Raw genomic sequence first — 25,675 nt, 5'->3', positions numbered from 1 at the left:
ACGGGGCGCTCATGGCGCCCCGTCTGCATTCGGGCGCCGGGCAATGACATCGGCACTACACATGCCTGTGTAACCTTCCGTCCTGAGCCCAAGGGCTGGCACGCCCCTGCCGCTGTCGCATACTGCGACGCATCGGCGGGCGCAGCGAGCCCGACGGCAGCCGCAAGCAGGCGCGTTCCGGCGCAGCCCTTGCAAGCCATCCGCAAGAGGAGTTTCTGCAATGAGCGATTCGTTCTCCACCCGCAGCCAGCTGGACGTCGGCGGCACCACCTACGACTACTTCAGCCTGCCCAAGCTCGGACAGACGTTCGACATTTCCCACCTGCCCTACTCGATGAAGATCCTGCTGGAGAATCTGCTCCGGCACGAGGATGGCGGCGTGACCGTCGGCAAGGACCACATCCAGGCCGTGGCCCAGTGGGATCCCAAGGCCGAGCCGGACATCGAGATTGCCTTCATGCCCGCCCGCGTGGTGCTGCAGGATTTCACCGGCGTGCCGTGCGTGGTCGATCTGGCCGCGATGCGCGATGCGGTGGTCAAGCTCGGCGGACGCCCGGAGCAGATCAATCCGCAGATCCCCTCCGAGCTGGTGATCGATCACTCGGTGCAGGTTGATGTGTTCGGTACGCCCGATGCGCTGGACCTCAACGGCAAGATCGAATTCCAGCGTAATCAGGAACGCTATGGCTTCCTGCGCTGGGGCCAGAAGGCCTTCGACAACTTCAAGGTAGTGCCGCCCAACACCGGCATCGTCCACCAGGTGAATCTGGAAAACCTGGCCCGCGTCGTCATGACTGCCGGCTCTGAACAAACGCGCCAGGATGGCAAGGCGTTGGCGTACCCGGACACCGTGTTCGGGACCGACAGCCACACCACCATGATCAATGGCATCGGCGTGCTCGGCTGGGGCGTCGGCGGTATCGAAGCTGAAGCGGCCATGCTCGGCCAGCCGTCGTCGATGCTGATCCCGCAGGTGGTCGGCTTCAAGCTGACCGGCCGCATGCCCGAAGGCGCCACCGCCACCGATCTGGTGCTGACCGTCACCCAGATGCTGCGCAAGCACGGCGTGGTCGGCAAGTTCGTGGAGTTCTTCGGCGAAGGCCTGCAGCATCTGCCGCTGGCCGACCGTGCCACGATCGGCAACATGGCGCCGGAGTACGGCGCGACCTGCGGCATCTTCCCGATCGATGAGGAATCGCTGACCTACCTGCGCCTGTCCGGCCGCAGCGAGGAACAGATCGCGCTGGTGGAAGCCTATGCCAAGGCCCAGGGCCTGTGGCACGACGCCAACACCGCGCACGCCAGCTACAGCGCCACGCTGGAACTGGACATGGGCGAGGTCAAGCCGTCGCTGGCCGGCCCCAAGCGCCCGCAGGACCGCGTGCTGCTGGAAGACGTCAAGCAGAACTACCGCGAGAACCTGGTCGGCCTGACCACCAATCGCGACAAGCGCAACGATGACGTCTCCACCTTCGTCAACGAAGGTGGCGGCGCGGCGGTCGGCAACGAACAGCTGGCCAAGGGCTACAGCGATGTCGAGCTGGATGGCCGGAAATTCCGTCTGAAGGATGGCGCGGTGGTGATCGCCGCGATCACCTCGTGCACCAACACCTCCAATCCGGCGGTGATGATCGGTGCCGGCCTGCTCGCCCGCAACGCTGCAGCCAAGGGCCTGGACCGCAAGCCCTGGGTCAAGACCTCGCTCGGCCCGGGCTCGCGCGTGGTCACCGATTACCTGGAAAAAGCCGGTGTACTCACCGAGCTGGAGAAGGTCGGGTTCTATGTGGTCGGCTATGGCTGCACCACCTGCATCGGGAACTCCGGCCCCCTGCCCACCGAAGTCAGTGCCGGCATCGCCGCCGGTGACCTGGTGGTGGCCTCGGTGTTGTCGGGCAACCGCAACTTCGAAGGCCGCGTGCACCCGGAAGTGAAGATGAATTACCTGGCCAGCCCGCCGCTGGTCGTCGCCTATGCCATCGCCGGCACCACCGACATCGACCTGACCACCGAGCCGCTGGGCACGGGCAGCGATGGCCAACCGGTATACCTGCGCGATATCTGGCCGAGCAACAAGGAGATCGGCGACGTGATCGCCGCGACCATCGGGCCGGAGATGTTCAAGAAGAACTATGCCGACGTGTTCAAGGGCGACACCCGCTGGAACACCATCAAGTCGCCCGATGGCGATCTGTACGAGTGGGACGGCAGCTCGACCTACATCAAGAACCCGCCCTACTTCGAGGGCATGACGATGGACGTCGGCCACATCGACGACGTGCACGGCGCACGGGTGATGGGCCTGTTCGGCGACTCGATCACCACCGATCACATCTCCCCGGCCGGCAACATCAAGAAGGATTCCCCGGCAGGCCGCTTCCTGCAGGAGCGTGGCGTGCAACCGGCCGACTTCAACAGCTACGGCAGCCGCCGCGGCAATGATGACGTCATGGTGCGCGGCACCTTCGCCAACATCCGGATCAAGAACCTGATGTTCGGCGGCGAAGAAGGCGGCAACACGCTGTACTTCCCGAAGGATGGCGGCGAGCCGCAGAAGCTGGCGATCTATGATGCGGCCGTCAAGTACAAGGCCGAGGGCGTCCCGCTGGTGGTGTTCGCCGGCAAGGAGTACGGCACTGGCTCCTCGCGCGACTGGGCGGCCAAGGGCACCAACCTGCTGGGCGTGAAGGCGGTGATCGCCGAGAGCTTCGAGCGTATCCATCGCTCCAACCTGGTCGGCATGGGCGTGCTGCCGCTGCAGTTCAAGAACGGCGAGAACGCGCAGAGCCTGGGCCTGGACGGCTCGGAAGTGGTGGACATCACCGGCCTGGAGGATGGCGCCAGCAAGTCGGCCACCCTCACCGCCACCAAGGCCGATGGCACGAAGAAGACCTTCGAGGCGCATGTGATGCTGCTGACCCCGAAGGAAGTGGAGTACTTCAAGCACGGCGGCCTGTTGCAGTACGTGCTGCGCCAGCTGGCGGGGAAGAAGTAAGCCAGCCGCCGCGTTGCTGTGGCGTCGGGTCACGCCCCACCGGTCGTGGTCCACACGGTAGCCCACGACCGTTGGTCGTGGGCACCGACCGGGCATGTCGCAAACAACGCGTCCTGGTGACCCTCTTTGGCCTTTCTTCACGGGCCCTTCGCGTTTGCCATTCGGGACGGTATGCTGCCGAGGCATGAAACGACGGATACTCTCCGTCATCGCGTTACATCATCCACGTTTCCTGGAGGGGGAATATGAGTCTGGAACGACCCTGGCTGCAGAGTTATCCCAAAGGCGTACCCGCCGAGATCGACGTCAACGAGTTCCATTCGGTGTCGGCCGTCTTCGACACTTCGGTGGCCAAGTTCCGCGACCGCCCCGCCTACTCCAGTTTCGGCAAGGTCCTGACCTACGGGGAAACGGACGCACTGGTCGAACAGTTCGCCGCCTACCTGCTCGGTGAGCTGCAGCTCAAGAAGGGCGACCGCGTCGCCCTGATGATGCCCAACTGCCTGCAGTACCCGATCGCGACCTTTGGCGTGCTGCGTGCCGGCCTGACCGTAGTCAACGTCAACCCGCTGTACACCGCCCGCGAGCTAAAGCACCAGCTGGTGGATTCGGGCGCGGCCGTGCTGGTGGTGGTCGACAACTTCTGCGACACCGTGCAGCAGGTCATCGCCGATACCCCGATCAAGCAGGTGGTGACCACCGGCCTGGGCGACATGCTCGGCGCCAAGGGCATCGTGGTGAACTTCGTGCTGAAGTACATCAAGAAGATGGTGCCCAACTACAGCCTGCGCGGCGCGATCCGCTTCAACCAGGCACTCAAGCTGGGCAGCCGCCACACCCTGCCCAAGGTCGAGATCGATCACGACGATGTCGCCTTCCTGCAGTACACCGGCGGCACCACCGGCGTGGCCAAGGGCGCGATGCTGACCAACCGCAACCTGGTGGCCAACATGCAGCAGGCCTCGGCGTGGATTTCCGCCTCGGGGATCGAGATGGGCAAGGAGGTGATCATCACCGCCCTGCCGCTGTACCACATCTTCGCGTTGACGGCGAACGGCCTGGTCTTCATGAAGTTCGGTGGCTGCAACTACCTGATCACCAATCCGCGCGACATGAAGGGCTTCGTCAAGGAGCTCAAGGCGACCCGCTTCACCGCGATCACCGGCGTCAACACGCTGTTCAACGGCCTGCTCAACACCCCCGGCTTCGACGAGATCGACTTCTCCTCGCTGAAGGTCACCCTGGGTGGCGGCATGGCGGTGCAGCGCGCCGTCGCCGAGCGCTGGAAGAAGGTCACCGGCGTGACCCTGGTCGAGGCTTATGGCCTGACCGAGACCTCGCCAGCGGCCTGCATCAATCCGCTCAGCCTGGCCGAGTACAACGGCGCGATCGGCCTGCCGATTCCGTCCACCGACGCCTGCGTCAAGGATGACAACGGTCAGACCCTACCCGCCGGCGACGTCGGCGAGCTGTGCATCAAGGGCCCGCAGGTGATGAAGGGCTACTGGCAGCGCCCGGAAGACACCGCCGCGGCGGTCGATGCCGAAGGCTGGCTGCACACCGGCGACATGGCGCGGATGGATGAGCAGGGCTTCTTCTACATCGTGGACCGCAAGAAGGACATGATCCTGGTGTCCGGCTTCAACGTGTATCCCAACGAGGTTGAAGACGTCATCGCGATGATGCCCGGCGTGCTCGAAGTCGCTGCGGTCGGCGTGCCCGACGAGAAGTCCGGCGAAGTGGTCAAGGTGGTCATCGTCAAGAAGGACCCCAACCTCACCGCCGAGATGGTCAAGGAACACGCGCGTGCCAACCTGACCGGCTACAAGCACCCGCGCATCGTGGAGTTCCGCAAGGAGCTGCCGAAGACCAACGTCGGCAAGATCCTGCGCCGCGAACTGCGCGATACGCCCGCGCCGTAACAGTTCCCCAACGGCTGCATCTTCACAGGGCCCCTGCCGGCAACGGCGGGGGCCTTTTGCATTGCATGAGATGCCGGGGGTGTAGGATCGCGGCGTGTGGACCCGTCAGGCCCGCCGCCCACCGTCCTCCCAGCGGGCCAGCCTCCGAGGAAATCGCCATGAGCACCATTGAAAAGCTGCCCGTCAATCATCGCTACGCCACCATCCGCACCGCGACCACCGGCAACGACGATGCCCATTGGCTGTACATGCACGCCGATGCCGCCAGCGGCATCCGCCCGTGCTGCCGGAAGGACATGCTCGATGAGATGTGGAATTTCATGAGCGCCATCACCCGCACCCCGGCCGAACGCAACAGCGGCAAGCTGCGCCATTTCGTGCTGGCCTCCGATGCGAACGCCTACAACCTGGGCGGCGATCTGGACCTGTTCACCCGCCTGATCCGCGAGGGCAACCGCGACCGCCTGCTGACCTACGCGCAGCGCTGCGTGGAAGGCGTACACCACCTGCACACCGGCTTCGGTGGTGACGTGCGCTCGATCGCACTGATCCAGGGTGACGCGCTCGGCGGTGGCCTGGAAATGGCGCTGGCCTGCCATACCATCGTGGCCGAGGAAGGCTGCGGCATGGGCCTGCCGGAAGTGCTGTTCGGCCTGTTCCCGGGCATGGGCGCCTACTCGTTCCTGTGCAAGCGCGTCGCCCCGCAGCTGGCCGAGAAGATCATCCTGGACGGCCGCGTGTATTCCTCCGAAGAGATGTATGCGATGGGCGTGGTCGACGTGCTGGTGCCCAAGGGCCACGGCGTCAAGGCGGTCGAGGATCTGATCCGCCAGCATCAGCGCATTCCGCACTCGTACCTGGCGATGAATGCCGCGCGCAACCTGGCCCAAGCCGTGCGCTATGACGAGCTGCTGGAGATCACCAAGGTGTGGGTCGATTCCGCACTCGCCCTGGGCGACAAGTCGCTGCGCACCATGGACCGCCTGATCAAGGCCCAGACCCGCCGCGCCACCCTCGACGTCGCCTGAGTCCTCCCCTCCCCTGTGTTGTTCAAGCCCGGCTGCCGCCGGGCTTTTTTTCAGCGCATGTCGCCGCCGTCATCGGCCTGGCCCTGTGCCTTGCGCTGGGCACGTGCATCCAGTGCCTGGCGACCTTCCTTGATGCCGGTCTGGAGCAGGGTCATGCGCTGGCGCCACTCGCTCTTGAGCTGCCAGTCAGCCATGCGCATCAGATCGCCCGCGCGGTTCGCCACGCGGACCAGGCCCAGGTTGCTGGCCACGCCCTTGATCGCATGCGCCTGCTCGCGGAAGTGCACCCAGTCGCCGCGCTCGCCATCGGCCAGCGCCGCACCGATGCACTGTTCGGCGTCGGCCAGGCATTGGCGGATGAACTCGCGCTCGAAGCCATCGCCCATGCCCAGCGAGGCGAGCTCGTCCAGCACGCCCGGATCGAGCACGCCATCCAAGGCGGTGGCGGTACGGACGATCGGTGCGCTGGCTTTGAGCTGGCCGTTGGAAGCAATGTCGGCCAGCACGTCCAGCAGCCGCACCGCGACCACCGGCTTGGCCAGGAAGGTGTGCGCACCGGCCTGGGTGCAGCGCTGGATCGCTTCGGGCGTCACGTCGGCGCTGAGGACCAGCACCGGCGTGCGTGGCCCACCGCCAGCCTGCATCACCCGCAGCTCCTTGAGCATGTCCAGGCCGCTCATGCCGGGCATGTGCAGGTCGACAATGGCCGCATCGAAATCGCTCTCGGCCATCGCATCAAGCACCGCTTCGCCGCCATTGACGCACAACACCTTGTGGCCTGCCTTCTGCAGCAGCCGCTGCAGCACCATGCGGTTGGCCTCATGATCGTCGGCCACCAGAATGTGCATGCTGCGCACGCGCGCGCGGTGGCGCAGGAACGGATCGGCAAACGCGATCACATTACCGCTGCTGTCCGGCAGCCCATCACCGACCAGGGCCGGGGTGACGGTGCCCAGCGGCACGCGTGGCGGCGCGAACGGCACCTCGAACCAGAAATGGCTGCCCTGCGGTGGATGGTCCTCGTAGCCGATCTCTCCGCCCATCGCCTCGACCAGGCCCTTGGCGATGGTCGTGCCCAGGCCGGTGCCTTCGTGGCGACGGGCCATGCTGACATCGGCCTGCTCGAACGCCTCGAACAGACGTGGGCGCATTTCAGCGGCGACGCCGATGCCGGTGTCCAGGATATCGAAGCGCAGCCGCACGCCGCCGTTGGATTCGGCGTTGAGCACGCTCACCCGGATTTCGACCCGACCATGGTCGGTGAACTTGACCGCGTTGCCGGCCAGGTTGAGCAGGACCTGGCGCAGGTGCCCGACGTCACCGCGCAGCAGCGGCGGTACGGTCTCGGCCACCTTGACCCGGTAATCCAGCCGCTTGCCCTTCGCCTGTGGCAGCAGGATCAGGCCGATGGCCTGGATCACATCGGCCAGCGCGAAATCCTCGGCGTTGACGCGCAGCTTGCCCGCTTCAATGGCCGAGATGTCCAGCACCTCCTCCACCAGCGCCAACAGGCTGCGTGAGGAGGCCTGGATGGTGTTGACGCACTCGCGCTGCTCTTCATCCAGCTGGGTGGTGGCCAACACTTCGGTCATGCCGGACAGGCCGTTGAGCGGCGTGCGGAACTCGTGGCTCATGTTGGCCAGGAAGCGGCTCTTGGCTTCGTTGGCGCGGCGTGCCTCGGCCATGGTCCGGGTCAGCTGGCGCAGCAGCGTGGAGAAATACAGTGGCACCGCGGCCAGGCCCAGCCACAGACCGAACGCCAGGCGTGCGTTCTGCCCCCAGTACGGGGTCAGCAGCGCGGTACTGCCGAAACTCACCATGGCCATCGCCACGGCCACGTAGAGATAGTTGTTGCCGAACCGCATGCCGTTGCCGACGGTCACCCACATCACCACGATGTAGACCCAGGCCAGCGGCTCGCCCATCTGCACCATGCCGGCCGCGATCAAACCGTAGTCGGCGAGCATGCCGGCCACGCGCCGCGGGTCCGAGCGCCCCGGCCGCCACAGCAGCCAACCAAACAGGCCCAGCGACAGGGTCAGCCCGGTCAATACGATCGCCAGCACACCGTGGTACTGCGCCGGCGGCAGGTCATGGCGCGGGCCGGGCATGAGGACGTACAGCAGGATCACCGTGATCAGCGCGATCCGGACGATCGCCTGGCCATGTTCGGAATCCGGACGTTGCGCCAGACGTTGCTTCAGGCGCGGGTAAAGACGGCGCATATCACATCCCCGGGCGGGATGACGCGGTGGAGTGCTGTGCGCAGATGTCCTCAAGCTGGAGACGGCCGCGCATCAGGGCATCGACGCAGCGCGGATCGAACAACCGTCCACGCTGGGCGTACAGATAGGCCAGCGTGGCTTCCATGGTCCATGCTTCCTTGTACGGACGCGGTGAGATAAGGGCATCGAACACATCGGCCACGGCCACGATGCGCGCCTCCAGCGGAATGGCGTCACCGACCAGCCCGTCCGGGTAGCCGCTGCCGTCGTAGCGCTCGTGGTGGCGCAGCGCGATCAGCGCGCCGACCTGGATGAAACGGTTCTGGCTGCCACTCAACAGTTCATAGCCGATGCGCGGGTGCCGGCGCATGATCGCCTGCTCCTCATCGTTCAACTTGCCCTGCTTGAGCAGCACGGCGTCGGGAATGGCGATCTTGCCCATGTCGTGCAGCGGCGCGGCCATCTCGATCAGCTTGACCTCTTCCTCAGGCAACCCGAGCTGCTCGGCGATCAGGCCAGCCACGTGCGCCATGCGCTCCAGGTAGGCGCTGGTGCCGGCATCACGGAACTCGATCGCCCGCGCCAGCCGCGAGAGCGTCTCGCGCTCGCGCTCTTCCACCTCGTGCATGCTGGCCAGCAGGCGCTGCTCCAGCGACAGCGCGCGTTGCTTGACGTTCTCCGACTGCTGGCGCAGCTGCAACAGGTTGTAGCAGCGCGCGCGCAGTTCGCGCGGGCGGATCGGCTTGACCAGGAAGTCGATCACGCCGGCTTCCAGCGCGGCCTGGCGGATCGGCTCGTCGCCGACCACGGTGATCAGGATCACCGGGATGTCGCGGTGCTTGGGCAGGCGACGGAAACGGCGGGCGAACTCCAGCCCATCCATCTCCGGCATGCGGTAATCGAGCAACAGCAGATCCACGGCATGCGACTCGCACCAGGCGAGCGCCGTCAGTGGATCGCCGAAGTCGTGCACGGACAATTCCGGCGCGATGTCCTCGATGACATGGCGCAGCATGGTACGCGCGGACGTCTGATCGTCAACGATGACAATATTCAAGGCTGCTTCTGCCTTCTTCCTTGACCACACTGGAACATGCTGCGGAGAGGATACTCCGCCGCTCTGGACACTGGCACCTTGCATGGGTCCGCCTCCCGTCATGAACACCCCAGTTCATGATCGTCGTCACAGTGTGATGCCGGTGTAGGCACCTCCTGCAACCCGTCATGGTCCGTGGCCATCACGCCATAGCACCTAGCTAAGGCCACGCAGAAACCATACTCGCGCGGCCACGGGAGCGGAACCCCCATCCGGACGTGCCCCAAGCACGCCCGGACGTACGTCTCAGTTTTCGGGACGCATATACGGGAACAGCAACACGTCACGGATCGAGCTGCTGCCGGTGAGCAGCATCACCAGCCGGTCGATACCGATGCCCAGGCCGCCGGTCGGCGCCATGCCGTACTCCAGCGCGCGGATGTAATCGGCGTCGTAATGCATGGCCTCGTCATCACCGCCCTCCTTCGCCGTGACCTGGGCCTGGAAACGGGCCGCCTGGTCTTCCGGATCATTCAGCTCGGAGAAGCCGTTGGCCAGCTCCTTGCCGTTGATGAACAGCTCGAAGCGGTCGGTATAGCCCGGCTGGTCATCGTTGGCACGGGCCAGCGGCGAGACTTCCACCGGGTGGTCGGTAATGAAGGTCGGCTGGATCAAGGTGTGCTCGACCGTGGCTTCAAAGATCTCCAGCAGCAGCTTGCCCCAGCCATAGGAAGGCTTGATGCGGATCTTCAGGCGCTCGCAGTGGGCCACCAGCGCATCGCGATCGGTGCAGTCGGCCGCACTGATCTCCGGGTTGTGGTGACGCACCGCCTCGTCCATGCGCCAACGGCGGAAGGCCGGGGCCAGATCGATCGTGGCGCCATCCCACTCCACCGTGGTGGTGCCCAGCACCTTGCTGGCCACGTCACGGATCACGCCTTCGGTCAGGTCCATCACTTCGGTGTACGTGGCATAGGCCTCGTACAGCTCCATCATGGTGAATTCCGGGTTGTGGCGGGTGCTGACGCCTTCATTGCGGAAGTTGCGGTTGATCTCGTACACGCGCTCCAGCCCACCCACGACCAGGCGCTTGAGGTACAGCTCCGGGGCCACGCGCAGGTACAGGTCCAGGTCCAGCGCGTTGTGGTGGGTGGTGAACGGCTTGGCCGTGGCGCCGCCGGGGATGTAATGCATCATCGGCGTTTCGACTTCCAGGAAGTCGCGGTTGTCCAGCCAGGCGCGCATGGCGCGGATGATCCGCGAGCGCTTGATGAACACCTCGCGCGACTCCGGGGTCACGATCAGGTCGACATAGCGCTGGCGGTAGCGCTGCTCCACGTCGGCCAGGCCGTGCCACTTGTCCGGCAACGGGCGCAGCGACTTGGTCAGCAGGCGGATGCTGGTGGCCTTGACCGACAGCTCACCGGTCTTGGTCCGGGTCAGCCCACCCTCCACGGCGATGATGTCACCCACGTCCCAGCCCTTGAAGGCGGTGTAGGCGTCACCCAGGGTGCTGCCCTGCAGGAACAGCTGGATGCGGCCGGACTCGTCCTGGATCTGGGCGAAGCTGGCCTTGCCCATCACGCGCTTGGCCATCAGGCGGCCGGCCATCTTGACCTGGCGGTCACTGGCTTCCAGTGCTTCGGCGGTCCACTGGTCGGCGTCGGCGAACTCGGCCTGCAGGGTACCGGCGAAGTGCTCGCGGCGGAAATCGTTCGGGTAGGCAATGCCCTGCCCGCGCAGGGCGGTCAGTTTCGCGCGGCGCTCGGCGATGAGGCTGTTCTCGTCGACGGGGGGCTGCGGCGCGGCGGTCTGATCGTTCATGGCGTGGGTCTATGTATGTCGGGGGGAGGTACGGTCCCCGCCATCATGCCGATGGTCGGGGCGGAATGCGAAACCGGGCGTGGCCCGGGCACAACGGATCGGGGCCGCGCGTGGCGGCCCCGACGGTCAAGCGTCGGTGCGTTTGGCACCCACGGCCAGGCCAGACTTCAGGCTGGCTTCGACGAACTCGTCGAGGTCGCCATCCAGCACCTTCTGCGTATCGGAGCGTTCGATGCCGGTGCGCAGGTCCTTGATACGGCTCTGGTCGAGCACGTAGTTGCGGATCTGGCTGCCCCAGCCGATGTCGGACTTGGTGGCTTCCACCGCGTCGCGCTCGGCGTTGCGCTTCTGGATTTCCAGCTCGTAGAGCTTGGCGGCCAGCATCTTCATCGCGTTGTCGCGGTTCTGGTGCTGGCTGCGGCCGGTCTGGCAGGCCACGACCGTGTTGGTCGGGATGTGCGTGATACGCACCGCCGATTCGGTCTTGTTGACGTGCTGACCACCCGCGCCGGAGGAGCGGTACACGTCGGTACGCAGGTCGGCCGGGTTGATGTCGATTTCGATGTTGTCATCGACTTCCGGCGACACGAACACCGAGGTGAAGCTGGTGTGGCGGCGGTTGTCCGAATCGAACGGCGACTTGCGCACCAGGCGGTGCACGCCGGTTTCGGTCTTCAGCCAGCCATAGGCGTAATCGCCTTCCACGCGCAGCGTGGCCGACTTGATGCCTGCGACGTCGCCGCCGGAGACTTCCATCAGCTCGGTCTTCCAGCCACGCGATTCGCACCAGCGCAGGTACATGCGCAGCAGGATTTCGGCCCAGTCCTGGGCTTCGGTACCGCCGGCACCGGCCTGGATGTCGACGAAGGCCGCCGCGGTATCCATCTGCCCGGAGAACATGCGCTGGAATTCCAGCTGTTCGACGTGCTTCTGGTACTTGTCCAGGTCGCTGACCACGGCCAGGGCGGTTTCTTCGTCCTGTTCGCTTTCGGCCAGTTCCAGCAGTTCGCCCGACTCGGCCAGGCCGTCGAGGATCGTGGCGATGCCGCCGACGGTCTTCTCCAGATTGGCGCGTTCGCGGCCAAGGTTCTGGGCGTACTCGGCGTTGTTCCAGATATCCGGGTTTTCCAGTTCCCGGGTTACTTCTTCCAGACGCTCTTTCTTGGCGTCGTAGTCAAAGATACCCCCTGAGCGAGAGCACGCGATCGGTGAGATCGGTGATGCGCTGGCGGACAGGATTGAGCTCGATCATGTCGGCGATTAATGCGTGCGAAAAGACTGTCCATCATAGCCTATCCGGGGCTTGCCCGGCCAAGCCTGCGGGGTGCCGCCCCCCCCCCCCCGTGCACATTGATCTCACGCCGCCCCCTGCACGGCCAGCGCCTGCCGGAACGAGGGCAGCTGGCGGCGGCTGCACGGCACCCGGCCGCCATCGTCCATGTGCAGCAGGGCCTCGCCCCCGTCCAGCGGCTCGATCGAGACCAGGTGCCGCACGTTCACCAGCCAGCTGCGGTGGGCACGCACGAAGATCCCCGGATCCAGTCGCTCTTCCAGCGCCGCCATGGTGCTGCGCAGCGGGTAATCGTGCCCGCGCACCCGCAGATTGACGTAGTTGCCCGCGGCCTGGGCGTACTCGATATCACCGGTGGCGACCAGGAAGTCGCGGCCCAGCTTGCGCACCAGGAACCGCTCCGGACGCTCCACGGCGTCCACCGGCGGGGCATCGTCCGGCGCGGCCAGCAGATGCGCTTCGCCCAGCCGACGCCGCCCGAACCAGCTGAAGAAGTGCTCGATCGCCACGAAGGTGAAGAAGGCACGGACATCCTTGAGGTACTCGTACATCAAGCGTACCGGCCAGGTGGCATCGTCCTGGTAGTGGTAGCCGAGCGCGGCATAGGCGAGATGGCGCAGCCCCATCATCCCGGTGACATGCACCAGCGACCACGCCACGCTGGCCAGCAGATACAGCGGCAGCCGACGCTTCCAGGTATCGGCGTGCAAAGGCCAACGCTGGCAACCCCACCACAGGACAGGCAGCGTCAGCAGGATCATCGTGACGCTGCTCAGCTCCCAGATCATCGGTTGCCACAGGCCGAGATCGTCACCACGGCGAGCCGCGTCCATGACTTCGACCAGCGCATTGGCCATCGCACTGGTCAACAGGATCACCGACCACACCAGCATCCGCGCACCCGGCCGCCACCGCGCGGCACGTCCGTTCGCCATTGAATCATCCATTTGCAAAGGGTCGTCAGGGTGTCTCATCCCCGCATGGTAGTGCGCCCCACCCGTCCCTTGGCGACCGCCATTCGTCACTTGGCGCGGCGTCGCCTGGTAGCGCCCTCTTTTCGGACTGCGCCGGCAGACGCTATCGTTTCCGGTGACGCGGGCGGTGGCCCGGCACTGAGGAATACGGATGTTCCAGACCCATTGGCATGTGTGGCTGCAGTCGTTCTTCGATGCAGCATGGATGTTGCCGCTCATGCGCTTTGTCAGCACGCTGGGCTACGAGTGGGCGTACGTCCTGCTGATCGTGGTGTGCAGCTTCGGTGTGCGCCTGCGTGCCGGGCTGGGCGTGATGCTCGCGGTGCTGCTGATGTCGATGGCCACGCACGCGATCAAGCAGGGTGCTGCCCTGCCCCGCCCCAGCGATGTCGACATCCTCGTGCTGGACAAGGGCCGCCCTGGCCATGCGCTGGTGGCCGATGGCGCTGCCGGATCGTTCTGGTCGCTGCCGACCGATGAAGCAATTGCAGCGTTGCGTGCGCAGCCGGATCCGGACTACGGATTCATCAGTGGTCATGTGGGCGTGGCCACGGCGGCGATGACGGCGCTGGTGCTGTGCTTCGGCATCCGCAGCCGCGGCTGGCGGCTCGCGCTGCTGATCGGCTGGCCGCTGTTGATGGCGCTGTCACGCATGTACCTGGGCCGGCACTTCCTGTCCGATGTACTGGGCGGCTGGCTGGTCGGGATGGCCTTGGGCTGGTTTGCCTGGCAGTGCCTGCCCACCCCCGCGCATCACAATCGAACGCGTTACCTGCTCCTTGCCACGCTGGGCGTTGGGGTGACGGCAGCGGCGTTGACCGGCGGCCTCGCCCCGGCAGACAGAGCGGGGCGTTACCTGGGCCTGCTGCTGGTCTTCGGCTTTCTGCACTGGCGCGGCTGGCCGGTGGATCCGCACACACCGTGGCAGCGGATCGGGCGGGTGCTCGTCGTGGTCGGGCTTTATCTTGTCATCAGCCCTGTTCTGGAGGCAGTCGCCACTGTACTGGCACTGCCTGACACGGCGGTGGTGGAGGTAGTGTTCAACGCCATCGGCAACGCGGCGATCTTCATCGGCGGCATCGCCTTGGCGGGGTATTGGCCGCTCACTTCACCTCGAACTCCCCGACCAGCACCGTCTCCGCCCGGTCCTTCAACCGCAGCGTGACCTGCTGGTCGCGCTGGTCGCGGCTGCCCCACTTGGTGCTCAGGCGCAGCATCAACGTGGTGGCGCCGGTGACCAGCTGCTCCCGGCTGCCGAAGTAGTTCGCTTCGATCTTGTAGGTGCCGGGCTTGGCATCACGCAACGAGAACTGCTCCGGTCCATAGCCGCCGGTGAAGTCCTGCGACATCTGCCCGCCCTGGTAGGTCAGCCGGTTGCCGTAGTAGGCGCGCTCACCGTTGGGATCGGTGACCCACAGGTCCATGTCGCTGTTGTCGCTATCCCAGCTCAGCACCACGCGCAGGTCCAGCGGCATCGCACGGCGCAGACGCGGGTCGATGGCCGAGGCGTCGACGCGCTCACGTGCAATCAACCGGGTCAGTTCATCCAGCGCGATCAGCGAAATGCCGTCGAAGCGGCCATCCCACGGGCGCACCACCACTTCATACAGCGATGCCACCGCCGCCTGGTACTGCCCGGCCGCTTCGAGCGCCAGGCCGAGGTCACGGAAACTCTGCGGCTCCTCCTCGCCCATCACCAACACCTGGCGGAACACCGGCACGGCCAGCGCCGGCGCCTTGGCCTGCATCAGGCGGTAGCCGAGCACGCGCAGCACGTGGCGGTTTTCCAGCTGCATCTCAGCCAGGTTGGAGAGCACGCGCAGGGCCAGGTCGCGCTGTCCGCTGGCCAGCAGCAGATCGGCCACGTCCAGATAGAAGGCGCTGCTGCCAGCGTGCTGTTCGCGCTCCTGCAGATACAGCGGATACAGCTGCGCCGGCTTGGCATCGCGCAGGCGGTGTGCATAGGCCGAATCCGGTGCCCACGGTGCCAGGGTCAGGGTGATCTGCCCGCTGTTGGCCTTCGGTGCCGACTTGGCGCGACGTTCACTGGTGGCCTCTGCCTCATCGGCAACCGCCGAGGCGGTCAGCTCGACACGGTCCAGCGCCATCGGCGCCGCAGGTGCCGGCGGTGGCGCGGCCATCGCCATGGCGACTGGCGCGGCGACGGATCGGGATTCCTGCTTGGGCCGCGGTGGCGCATCCTTGGGCCAGCGGGTATTCCACCACTGCTCGCGCTCGGCGAACTGGCGGGCGATGCCATCCAGGCGGCGCTTCCGCTCGGTCGCCGCATCGGCCACCGTCAACGCATGGCGCTGGTCGTAGGCGGCGCGCAGCGGTGCCGGCGGACGGATACCGTAACGCAGGTAGTCCTCCAGCGTTTCAAGAACCAGCAGCGAGGTATCGGCGGTCACCACGCCGAACTGCTGCGACAACGCTTTGGACGCCTGCGCCCCGGCCGGGTCCGCCGCCAGTGCTGCCAACCGGGCATTCGCCCATGCGTGGACGACCAGGCCGCCTTCCACCCCACGTGCGTTCGCTACGCTGAGGGTGATCGGCTGCGGATCGCTGCCGCCACCGCGAAGAGACAGCAGCACCGTCGCATCGGGACGCAGCACGCGGCCGGTGACACGGATCCACCCCTGCGTGGCGCTGGCGGCATCCACGTTCACGTCCTCCACGCCACGTGCCACAACATCGGCCACGTCGACCGGCTGCTGTAGCAGCAGCGACATCACGCCCGGCACCTCTGCCTCACTGCTCACCTGCAGCAGCTGCCCGTGATGGGCGCCGGTCCAGGCGCGCAGGCGCGGGGTGTCGGTCTTCGCACCGGCGCTGCTCAGCGCATACAGGCGTTGATCGGGCGACAGGGTGGGCAAGGTCTGGCTGCCGTAGTTGGCCAGGCCATCGCTGACCAGCAGGTACTCGCCGATGGCGGGGTTCGGCGTCCAGTCACCCAGCGCACTGGCGCCATCGTTGGGCAGTGCCCGCAGGTACTCGCGCAGTGCTGACCAGTCGCCCTGGGTCACCGGGAACTGCTGCGGCGTTTCGCTGCGGTCACGCAGCACGGTCAACTGGACCTGACCGGTGCCGAGGGCGTTGAAGTAGCGATCCAGCACCGCCAGTTCGGCCGCGCGGTCGCGTGAACCTGACGAGCCCGACGCGTCCCAGAGCAGGCCGATGCGCCGAGGCAGGACACGCGGCGCGGTGGACGCACGCACCGGCACGCTGGCCAGCAGATAGCGCTGCCCCTCATGCAGACCGGTGACCACGTCCGTGCTGCGCGCGAGCGGAAGGCTCCACTGCAGCTGTGCAGGCAGATCCGCGCCCCGCCCCTGCCACTGCGCCGCGTAAGCGCCGGTCTTCACTGTGAATCCCAGTGGATTGGCGCCCACGGCGACCGGCTTGCCCGTCCCGCTCGCCTCGAGCTTCACCGTCACCTGCTCGGCCTGGCGTGCGAAGAACACGGGCAGTGACCACTGCAGGCCCTGCGAAACGGTCGGCAGGCTGTCGCGCAGCACCAGACGGACGCGACGCTCACCACGCGGCGGGATGGGATAGAGCCGCAGCCGGAACTGATTGCCTGCGGTCTGTTCCAGCAGCCCCGGATCCACCTGGCGGCGCTCGATCGCCTCGAACACCTGGCGGCCCTGCGCCTTGGCGACCGGCACCGCGTCGCGCAGCTCACCGTCGATATCCAGTGCGAACCCGGCCACCTGTTGGCCCGCGACCAGCGGGAACGCCAGCTGCCCTTCCAGCACCCGCGCGTTGGGATTGTGGAAGGTCAACTCGATCGTGGTCTCACCCAGCCCCGCCATGACGCGGCTGTCGATACGGGCCTCGGTCAGCCGCACCGGCACCTCGGCGCCGGCGACCTGCAGGATCGGCGGGCGTGGCGGCGGGAAACGCCGCGCCTGGGCGTGGGCGCTGGGCAGCTGCCAGCACAGCAGCGCGAGCAGACCGATACTGCGCAGTGCGAGTCCCATGTGACGCTCCTGATCCGATGACACCTCATTGAACGCACGGCGCACGAGAACGGGGTTGAGCGGCGGCAATCGCCTGTTCCGGTCATGGACGCCTCATCCGTGCTGGGCCAAGATCGCCCTCCACGGATTGATGTACCAAGGATGCCGCATGCGCCTGTTGTTGACCGCCCCGCTGTTGATGGGGCTCACCCTGCCCGGTCACGCCGCCGCCCCCATCGAGGGCGTGACGTTCACCCACCACGACTGGACGCTGGCCTGCGACAACACCCGTACCTGCCGCGCCGCCGGTTATCAGGCCGACGACAATGGCGGCGACCCGGTCTCGATCCTGCTCACCCGCGCGGGCGGGCCGGACCAGCCGGTGCAGGCTGAACTGATGCTCGGCCAATACGACGACAACACCGCCACCCAGCGGCTCAGCCTGCAGATCAACGGCACCTCGCTGGGCCCGATGCAGTTCGACGCCGCCGATGGCACCGCCACCTTTTCCGCAAAGCAGCTCGCTGTCCTGCTCGCTTCGTTGGCACGCAACAGCCGGATCGAGCTGATCGGCGACGATGGCGCGCGCTGGACGGTCTCTGATCAGGGCGCCTCGGCCGTGCTGTTGAAGATGGATGCGTTCCAAGGTCGCCTCGGCACACCCGGCGCGTTGATGCGCAAAGGCACCCTCGCCGAATCCTCGGTGCCGGCCGCACTGCCGGTGCCGGTCGTGCAGCTGGGCAAGCCGGTGGCCACCCGCCCGGCGGACACCGCGCTGGCCGCATCGCCGGCGCTGCGTGCCGCCCTCGCAGCCGTGACTTCCGCCGACGATTGCGAAGCGCTGGGACCCAGCGGCAGCCTGTCACCCGGCGAAGAACCCGAAGCGCTGACGGTGCAGCGGCTCAGCGCCGACAAGCTGCTGGTCTCGCTGAGCTGCTGGCGCGGCGCGTACAACACCGGTGACGGCTACTGGGTGATCAACGACCGCGCGCCGTACCAGCCGCGGCTGGTCACCACGGCAGCGGTCGGTGATGAGGTTCGCACCATCCAGGTGGCCCACAAGGGCCGTGGCCTCGGCGATTGCTGGTACTCCACCACCTGGGGCTGGACCGGCACGCAGTTCGTCAGAACCGCCGACAGCAGCACCGGCTTGTGCCGCCTGGTGTCCGCCGGTGGCGCCTGGGAAATGCCGACGCTGGTGACCAAGGTGCAGGAATAAACCACTCGATCGACGCGATCACCGTTGGCCCGGCGATGCTCAGTCGTCGCCGTCTTCCCAGCCGTCGAACGGGAACAGCGCGGGCAGGATCGTCTCCATGACCGCCATGCTCTGCATCACAGCGTGGTCGGCCGAGTACGGGCGCGAGAATACGGCGTGATGTGCGTGCACAGGCCTGTCCGGTGCGCTGGACAGGTGTTGGACGTAAGCGGCCAGCAGACGTTGCGCGGCCTGATGCCGATCCGCACCGTCCTGGGCCGCGCGCAGCGCTGCATGCACGGGACGCAACGAGGCGGGATCGGGCAGCTGGCAGGTATACGCCAGCGCCCCGGTCTGATCGTCGGCATCCCGGTAGTCGTCCGGGTCGTCCGAGGGCTGGTAGGCCGTGGCCACGCAGCGGGTCCTTCTCAGCCGCGCCATCACCGCGGCAACCGCGTCGGCTACTGTGATCGGACCGGTGGACGCGCCGTCTCCACCCTCGATCCGTGCGGCCAGTTCCTGCCGCAACAACCATGCCACGCTCTGGCGCGAGCCTTCCAGGTCCGGAAATTCGAAGCCTTCGCGGGCGGAGAGTTCGGCGCGGGCGGTCTCGTCACCCTGCAGCACGATGCGGCTCTGCAGATCGAAACGTTCGGTCGGCGACAGGCGCAGATCAGGCATCCGCGCAGTGCTCAACGATCAGCTGGATCGCGCCGCCTCCCCGATAGTCATCGCTGACCAGCCGGTAGGCGATATGCACCTGGTTGGCCGGCGCATTGCCGGTCCAGCCGCTGAAATGAATGGCGCTGACCGGTTCGGCACGGCCGGGCACGCGCAGACTCAGCTTCAGGTGCTTCTCTTTCAGCACCTGCCAGCGCGCGACCTGGAAGTGACCATCGAACAGCGGCTCGGGGAAGCCCTGCCCCCACGGCCCGGCCAGGCGCAGCGCCTCGGCGTGGGCGAAATCCAGTTCCTGCGGCAACAGCTCGCCATCGGTCAGCAGCAGCTGCTGCAGCGACAGCGGATCCAGCGTGCGCTCCACCACGTCCACGAAGGCCTGCTCGAACGCGGCCAACTGCGCATGAGGCAGGCTCAGGCCGGCAGCCATGGCGTGGCCACCGAACTTGTCGATCAGGCCCGGGTGCGCCGCGTTGACCAAGGCCAGCGCGTCACGGATATGGAAGCCGGGAATCGAGCGCGCCGAGCCACGCAGCGAATCGCCGCCGGGCTCTGAGGGCGCGAAGGCGATCACCGGACGATGCAGGCGGTCCTTCATCTTGGAGGCGACCAGCCCGACCACGCCCGGATGCCATTCGGCATCGAACAGGCAGGCCGCAACCGGGCGCACGCCCTCGGCACTGAGCACCGCACGGGACACTGCCAGCTCCGCGTCGTCGGTCATCAACTGCTGGACCGCACGGCGCTCGGTATTGATCGACTCCAGCGTCGTGGCGATCTCACGCGCGTGGGCGCGGTCTTCGGTGAGCAGCAGCTCGATGCCCAGCGCCATGTCTTCCAGCCGGCCAGCGGCGTTCAACCGTGGGGCGAGCGCGAAACCAATGTCACTGCCGGTGAGCCGCGAGGCGTCACGCCCACTGGCCTCGATCAGCGCCTGCAGGCCGACGCAGCCCTTGCCGCTGCGCAGCCGGCGCAGGCCGGCCGAGACCAGGGCGCGGTTGTTGTCATCCAGCGCGACCAGATCGGCAACGGTGCCCACTGCGACCAGATCCAGCAGGGTCAGCAGGTCCGGCTCTGGTACCGTGGCGTAGGCGCCCTGCTCGCGCAGGTGGCGGCGCAGCGCCATCAATACATAGAAGATCACCCCGACGCCGGCCAGTGCCTTGCTGGGGAACGCATCACCGCTGATGTTGGGGTCGACGATGGCATCGGCCGGCGGCAGATGCTCGCCCGGCAGATGGTGATCGGTGACCAGTACTTTCCAGCCCAGTGCCTTGGCCGCGTTGACGCCGGCATGGCAGGCGATGCCATGGTCGACCGTGACCAGCAGGCCGGGATTGAGCGGGGCCAGTTCGGCCACCAGCGATGGCGACAACCCATAGCCGTGCAGCATGCGGTTGGGCACCGCGTGCACCACGTCGTGTGCGCCGAGCATGCGCAGGCCGCGTACCCCGACCGCACAGGCGGTGGCGCCATCACAGTCGAAATCACCGACGATCAGGATGCGTTCGTTGGTGGCGATCGCATTGGCCAGCAGCGTTACCGCGGCCTGCATGCTGCCCAGCAGATCCGGCGCATGCAGCTGGGCCAGCTTCGGCTGGGCCTGCGCGGCATCGGTCACCCCGCGCGCGGCGTACAAGCGCTGCAGCAGCGGCAACATGGAGGACGGCCACTCGCTGACGGCGGCGGCAGGACGGCGCTGGATACGGGGTGCTTCAGACTGGGTCAAAACGGGCTCGATCAATGACGTGCGCGACCATGATACTGCCCGGTGAACGCATCCACGCATGGCGTGGATGGCGCAGCCTGCCCGCTGGAGCCAGCCACTGGCCGGCGGTCATTGCGACGCACTCAGAGGTCGTGCAGTTGCACCGGCTTCTTCCAGAACCGCCAGCGCTGGGTCTTGTCGATCTCCACGCGGGCCCCGTCCTCGAAATCCAGCACCAGCCGCTTCAATTCCCCGCGGGCGATCGCCGCCAGCAACGGGCGGATCGCCTCATTGCCCAGCTGTTCCAGCGAACGCAGCTGACGCAGGTCCACCAGGGCATCCACGGTCTGCTCGCCATCGGCCTGCAGACCCGCGGCCTTGGCCAGCGCCTGCAGCAGCGCATCGCGGCTGCGGACCTGGGCATGCGCGGTGGTCACACGCTCCGGCAGCTCGCCACCGCCCCAGAACCACAGCGAGTTGATCGCACGTTTGCCGTCGGCCACGCGCTGCTGGTTCCACTCGTGCTGGTGCAACACCACCTGCGCTTCGGTCAGCAGGGCGCGCCAACGGCGGCCCGCATCGCCTTCGGGCAGATGGGCAAACAGATCATCGCCGAGCACTTCATCAGGCTCGGCGAAGACGGGCAGCGTGGTGCCTGGCGGCAGGCGCAGGTACCAGCGCGACGGCACCGGCGCATCCAGCACGAAGCCGTAGCCGACAAACAACGGCTGCAACGCGGGCAGCAGATGCATCACATCGGCCAGATCGGGGCGCAGGGTATCCCCGTGCCCCATCAGGCGTGCGCCATGCATGTCCGGCACCACATTGGCCGGATCCGCCCGCAGCCACACGGATTGGTCGGCATCGCCGACATCCAGCTCACGGGTCAGGGCGGCCGCGGACCACGCGTCCGGCTGCGTCTGGAAATGCCGACGCAGCTGGGCGCGTTCGCCCGCCTCGGCGCTGCGGCGCTGCGCACGCCCCAGCGCCTTGGCGACGTCATCGGGCAACGGCGCCGCCGGAAACCGGCTGCGCGCCGGCAGCAACAACGTCGCCGTGGCCATCGCCGTCAGTCCAGGTACTGGACGCTGACGATTTCGTACTCGCGCTGGCCGGCCGGTGCGTCGATGGTGACCGCATCGCCTTCCAGCTTGCCGATCAAGGCACGGGCCAGCGGCGAGGAGATCGCGATCAGGCCCAGCTTGATGTCCGCTTCCAGGTCGCCAACGATCTGGTAGCGCTTCTCTTCATCATTCTCCACGTCCGACAGCTCGACCGTGGCGCCGAACACCACCTTGCTGCCGGCGTTGAGCTTGGTGATGTCGATGATCTCGGCATGCGACAGCTCACCTTCCAGCTGCTTGATGCGGCCTTCGATGAAGCCCTGCTCTTCGCGCGCGGCGTGGTACTCGGCGTTCTCCTTCAGATCGCCGTGTTCGCGTGCCTCGGCGATCGCCGCGATGACCTTCGGGCGCTTGACCGACTTCAGGTGGTCAAGCTCTTCGCGCAGACGCTGCGCGCCCTTCAGGGTGATCGGTGCTCTCATGCGTTCAACTCCTTGTGCAGTTCCTGCAGCGACCAGACGGGGCCGGTGCCGCGGAATTCCAGTGATTGCACCAGCGCCATGGCGCCGGCGATGGTGGTCGAATAGGTCACGCGATGCTGCAGCGCTTCGCGACGGATCGAGAACGAGTCATTGATCGCCGCACGACCTTCGGTCGTGTTGACGATATAGACAATCTCGCCGTTCTTGATCGAATCGACGATGTGCGGACGGCCTTCGACCACCTTGTTGACGATTTCGCAGGTCATGCCGTGCTCCTGCAGCCACGCGCCGGTGCCACGGGTAGCCACCAGGGTGTAGCCGCGCTCGACCAGTGCCTTGGCGACCGGCAGCACGCGCTTCTTGTCCGGGTCCCGGACCGACACGAACGCCTTGCCCAGCGGCGGCGCCTTGATGCCACCGGCTTCCTGCGCACGTGCGAAGGCGGCGCTGAAGCTGCGGCCCACGCCCATCACCTCACCGGTGGAGCGCATCTCCGGCCCGAGGATCGGATCGACGCCCTGGAACTTGGCGAACGGGAAGATCGCTTCCTTGACCGAGTAGTAGCCCGGCACGATTTCCTTGGTCGCGCCCTGCTCGGCCAGCGTCTTGCCGGCCATGCAGCGCGCGGCGATCTTGGCCAGCGGCATGCCGGTGGCCTTGGAGACGAACGGCACGGTGCGCGAGGCACGCGGGTTCACTTCCAGCAGGTAGACGATGTCTTCGCCGTTCTCACCGGCCTGGATCGCGAACTGGGTATTCATCAGGCCGACCACGTTCAGGGCCTTGGCCAGCTCGACCACCTGGCGACGCAGCTCGGCCTGGGTTTCAGCCGACAGCGAGTAAGGCGGCAGCGAGCAGGACGAATCGCCCGAATGCACGCCGGCTTCTTCGATGTGCTCCATCACGCCGCCGATCAGCACGTTGCCGTCCTTGTCGGCAATGATGTCCACGTCCACTTCCACGGCGTTGTCCAGGAAGCGGTCCAGCAGCACCGGCGAATCGTTGGAGACCTTCACCGCGTCGCGGACGTAGCGGGCCAGATCGGATTCACCGTAGACGATTTCCATCGCACGGCCGCCCAGCACGTAGCTCGGGCGCACCACCAGCGGGTAGCCGATCTCGCGGGCCAGCAGCAGCGCTTCCTGGTCGTTGCGGGCGATGCGGTTCGGCGGCTGCTTCAGGCCGAGCTTGTCGACCAGCTGCTGGAAGCGCTCGCGGTCTTCGGCCAGATCGATGGAGTCCGGCGAGGTGCCGATCACCGGCACGCCGTTGGCTTCCAGCGCGCGCGCCAGCTTCAGCGGGGTCTGGCCACCGTACTGCACGATCACGCCCTTCGGCTGTTCCAGCTCGACGATTTCCAGCACGTCTTCCAGCGTCAGCGGCTCGAAGTACAGGCGGTCGGAGGTGTCGTAATCGGTGGAGACGGTTTCCGGGTTGCAGTTGACCATGATGGTTTCAAAGCCATCATCGCGCAGCGCCAGCGCGGCGTGCACGCAGCAGTAGTCGAACTCGATGCCCTGGCCGATGCGGTTCGGACCGCCGCCCAGGATCATGATCTTGTCGCGGTTGCTCGGCGCCGCTTCGCACTCGTCCTCGTAGGTCGAGTACAGGTACGCGGTGCTGGTGGCGAACTCGGCGGCGCAGGAATCCACGCGCTTGTACACCGGGCGCACCTTGTGGGCACGACGCAGCGCGCGCACGGCCGCTTCGTTGGTGCCGGTCAGTTCGGCCAGGCGGGCGTCGGAGAAACCGGCGCGCTTGAGCTTGCGCAGGCGCACGGCGTCCAGCGCATCGATGCCGTCGGCGGCCACTTCGGCTTCGGCCTGGATGATTTCTTCGATCTGGTCCAGGAACCACGGGTCGATGTGCGACAGCGCGAAGACGTCTTCCACGCTGAAACCGGCGCGGAACGCATCACCCACGAAGAACAGGCGCTCCGGACCCGGGGCCTTGAGCTCGCGCTTGATGGTGGTGATGTCGTCTTCGTTGGACAGGTCCAGACCGGTCGGGTCCAGGCCGATCTTGCCGGTTTCCAGACCACGCAGCGCCTTCTGCAGCGATTCCTGGAAGGTGCGGCCCATCGCCATCACCTCGCCCACCGACTTCATCTGGGTGGTCAGGCGCGCATCGGCCGCCGGGAACTTCTCGAAGGCGAAGCGCGGGATCTTGGTGACCACGTAATCGATCGACGGCTCGAACGAGGCCGGGGTCAGGCCGCCGGTGATTTCGTTCTTCAATTCGTCCAGGGTGTAACCCACGGCCAGCTTGGCCGCGACCTTGGCGATCGGGAAGCCGGTGGCCTTGGAGGCCAGCGCCGAGGAACGCGACACGCGCGGGTTCATTTCGATCACAACCACACGGCCGGTGGTCGGGCTGATGCCGAACTGCACGTTCGAACCGCCGGTATCCACGCCGATCTTGCGCAGCACGGCGATGGAGGCATCGCGCAGGCGCTGGTATTCCTTGTCGGTCAGGGTCTGGGCCGGGGCGACGGTGATCGAGTCACCGGTGTGCACGCCCATCGGGTCCAGGTTCTCGATCGAGCAGACGATGATGCAGTTGTCGGCGGTGTCGCGCACCACCTCCATCTCGAATTCCTTCCAGCCCAACACCGACTCTTCCACCAGCACTTCGGTGGTCGGCGACAGTTCCAGGCCGCGGGTCACGATGTCGACCAGCTCTTCGCGGTTGTAGGCAATGCCACCACCGCTGCCGCCCAGAGTAAAGCTGGGGCGGATGATGGTCGGGTAGCCGACGCGGGTCTGGATGTCGATCGCTTCTTCCAGCGTGTGCGCCACCGCAGCAGACGGGCACTCCAGGCCGATCTCACCCATGGCCACGCGGAACAGCTCGCGGTCTTCAGCCATGCGGATCGCATCGCGCTTGGCGCCGATCAGTTCGACGTTGTACTTCTCCAGCACGCCGTTGTCGGCCAGGTCCAGCGCGCAGTTCAGCGCGGTCTGGCCACCCATGGTCGGCAGCAGCGCATCGGGCTTTTCCTTGGCGATGATCTTCTCGACCGTCTGCCAGTTGATCGGCTCGATGTAGACGGCGTCGGCCATCTCCGGGTCGGTCATGATGGTGGCCGGATTGCTGTTGACCAGCACCACGCGGTAACCCTCGTCGCGCAGTGCCTTGCAGGCCTGCGCGCCAGAGTAGTCGAACTCACAGGCCTGGCCGATGACGATCGGGCCAGCACCGATGATGAGGATGGTTTTAAGGTCAGTGCGCTTGGGCATTGTCTTCTCTAAGTCTGGACAGCGAGGCAGATGGGGGTGATCGCACGCTGTC

Annotated in this window: 16 protein-coding genes; 5 read left to right on the top strand and 11 right to left on the bottom strand. The window is 66.4% G+C overall.

Translation table 11 applies throughout. From position 1 onward, the window contains the following. The first annotated feature begins 220 nt into the window (after positions 1-220). From acnA to ACWV8V_RS04805, 3 genes are all read left to right on the top strand, one after another. Positions 221-2,992, top strand: a complete 2,772-nt coding sequence (gene acnA / locus ACWV8V_RS04815; protein ID WP_455899076.1) for an aconitate hydratase AcnA — start codon at positions 221-223, stop codon at positions 2,990-2,992. A 245-nt stretch (positions 2,993-3,237) separates the two neighbouring features. Further along, positions 3,238-4,914, top strand: a complete 1,677-nt coding sequence (locus ACWV8V_RS04810; RefSeq protein ID WP_259260961.1) for a long-chain fatty acid--CoA ligase — start codon at positions 3,238-3,240, stop codon at positions 4,912-4,914. 158 nt (positions 4,915-5,072) lie between these two features. Next, positions 5,073-5,942, top strand: coding sequence for a crotonase/enoyl-CoA hydratase family protein (locus ACWV8V_RS04805; RefSeq protein ID WP_455899075.1), 870 nt, complete (start codon positions 5,073-5,075; stop codon positions 5,940-5,942). 50 nt (positions 5,943-5,992) lie between these two features. On the opposite strand, the gene ACWV8V_RS04800 is transcribed toward ACWV8V_RS04805, so the two are convergent. The 5 genes from ACWV8V_RS04800 to ACWV8V_RS04780 form a co-directional block, all read right to left on the bottom strand. Beyond that, positions 5,993-8,167, bottom strand: coding sequence for an ATP-binding protein (locus ACWV8V_RS04800; RefSeq protein ID WP_259260963.1), 2,175 nt, complete (start codon positions 8,165-8,167; stop codon positions 5,993-5,995). 1 nt (position 8,168) lies between these two features. Beyond that, the gene (locus tag ACWV8V_RS04795; protein ID WP_123729161.1) at positions 8,169-9,308 is read right to left on the bottom strand and encodes a response regulator; all 1,140 of its coding nucleotides are present in this window, start codon (positions 9,306-9,308) and stop codon (positions 8,169-8,171) included. A 201-nt stretch (positions 9,309-9,509) separates the two neighbouring features. Further along, complete coding sequence (gene lysS / locus ACWV8V_RS04790; RefSeq protein ID WP_259260964.1) at positions 9,510-11,027, bottom strand: lysine--tRNA ligase; 1,518 nt, start codon at positions 11,025-11,027, stop codon at positions 9,510-9,512. Between the two features lie 126 nt (positions 11,028-11,153). Continuing rightward, a protein-coding gene (gene prfB, locus ACWV8V_RS04785; RefSeq protein WP_121036696.1) for a peptide chain release factor 2 occupies positions 11,154-12,279 on the bottom strand; the annotation gives its coding sequence in 2 pieces (ribosomal slippage) (positions 11,154-12,203 and positions 12,205-12,279; 1,125 coding nt in all). Between the two features lie 104 nt (positions 12,280-12,383). Next, the gene (locus ACWV8V_RS04780; protein ID WP_455899074.1) at positions 12,384-13,253 is read right to left on the bottom strand and encodes a LytTR family DNA-binding domain-containing protein; all 870 of its coding nucleotides are present in this window, start codon (positions 13,251-13,253) and stop codon (positions 12,384-12,386) included. A 190-nt stretch (positions 13,254-13,443) separates the two neighbouring features. Here ACWV8V_RS04780 and ACWV8V_RS04775 point away from each other — a divergent pair, with 190 nt between their 5' ends. Next, positions 13,444-14,457 carry a phosphatase PAP2 family protein gene (locus ACWV8V_RS04775; RefSeq protein ID WP_455899073.1) on the top strand — a complete coding sequence of 338 codons (1,014 nt, stop codon included), beginning with the start codon at positions 13,444-13,446 and terminating at the stop codon, positions 14,455-14,457. Here ACWV8V_RS04775 and ACWV8V_RS04770 read toward each other — a convergent pair. Continuing rightward, the gene (locus ACWV8V_RS04770) at positions 14,396-17,275 is read right to left on the bottom strand and encodes a VIT domain-containing protein (protein ID WP_455899072.1); all 2,880 of its coding nucleotides are present in this window, start codon (positions 17,273-17,275) and stop codon (positions 14,396-14,398) included. The genes ACWV8V_RS04775 and ACWV8V_RS04770 overlap by 62 nt on opposite strands. 148 nt (positions 17,276-17,423) lie before the next feature. Here ACWV8V_RS04770 and ACWV8V_RS04765 point away from each other — a divergent pair, with 148 nt between their 5' ends. Then, positions 17,424-18,473: a DUF1176 domain-containing protein gene (locus ACWV8V_RS04765; RefSeq protein ID WP_455899071.1), complete on the top strand. Its 1,050-nt coding sequence runs from the start codon at positions 17,424-17,426 to the stop codon at positions 18,471-18,473. Between the two features lie 39 nt (positions 18,474-18,512). Here ACWV8V_RS04765 and ACWV8V_RS04760 read toward each other — a convergent pair whose 3' ends face one another. The 5 genes from ACWV8V_RS04760 to carB all read right to left on the bottom strand — a co-directional run bounded on the left by ACWV8V_RS04760 (position 18,513) and on the right by carB (position 25,623). Next, positions 18,513-19,133: a hypothetical protein gene (locus ACWV8V_RS04760; protein WP_455899070.1), complete on the bottom strand. Its 621-nt coding sequence runs from the start codon at positions 19,131-19,133 to the stop codon at positions 18,513-18,515. Then, entirely contained in the window at positions 19,126-20,790 is a 1,665-nt protein-coding gene (gene recJ, locus ACWV8V_RS04755; protein WP_455899605.1) for a single-stranded-DNA-specific exonuclease RecJ, read from the bottom strand. Before recJ ends, ACWV8V_RS04760 begins: the two co-directional genes overlap by 8 nt. 191 nt (positions 20,791-20,981) lie before the next feature. Continuing rightward, the gene (locus tag ACWV8V_RS04750; RefSeq protein ID WP_455899069.1) at positions 20,982-21,902 is read right to left on the bottom strand and encodes a phosphoglycerate mutase; all 921 of its coding nucleotides are present in this window, start codon (positions 21,900-21,902) and stop codon (positions 20,982-20,984) included. A 5-nt stretch (positions 21,903-21,907) separates the two neighbouring features. Beyond that, on the bottom strand, positions 21,908-22,372 hold the full coding sequence (gene greA, locus ACWV8V_RS04745; protein WP_183073734.1) for a transcription elongation factor GreA: 465 nt from the start codon (positions 22,370-22,372) through the stop codon (positions 21,908-21,910). An 8-nt stretch (positions 22,373-22,380) separates the two neighbouring features. Beyond that, entirely contained in the window at positions 22,381-25,623 is a 3,243-nt protein-coding gene (gene carB / locus ACWV8V_RS04740) for a carbamoyl-phosphate synthase large subunit (RefSeq protein WP_259260974.1), read from the bottom strand. Positions 25,624-25,675: the final 52 nt, after the last annotated feature.

Source organism: Stenotrophomonas sp. Ker107b, assembly GCF_053847245.1.
Note: the sequence above shows the minus strand (reverse complement) of the source record. Positions and strands in the feature narration are given on the sequence as shown.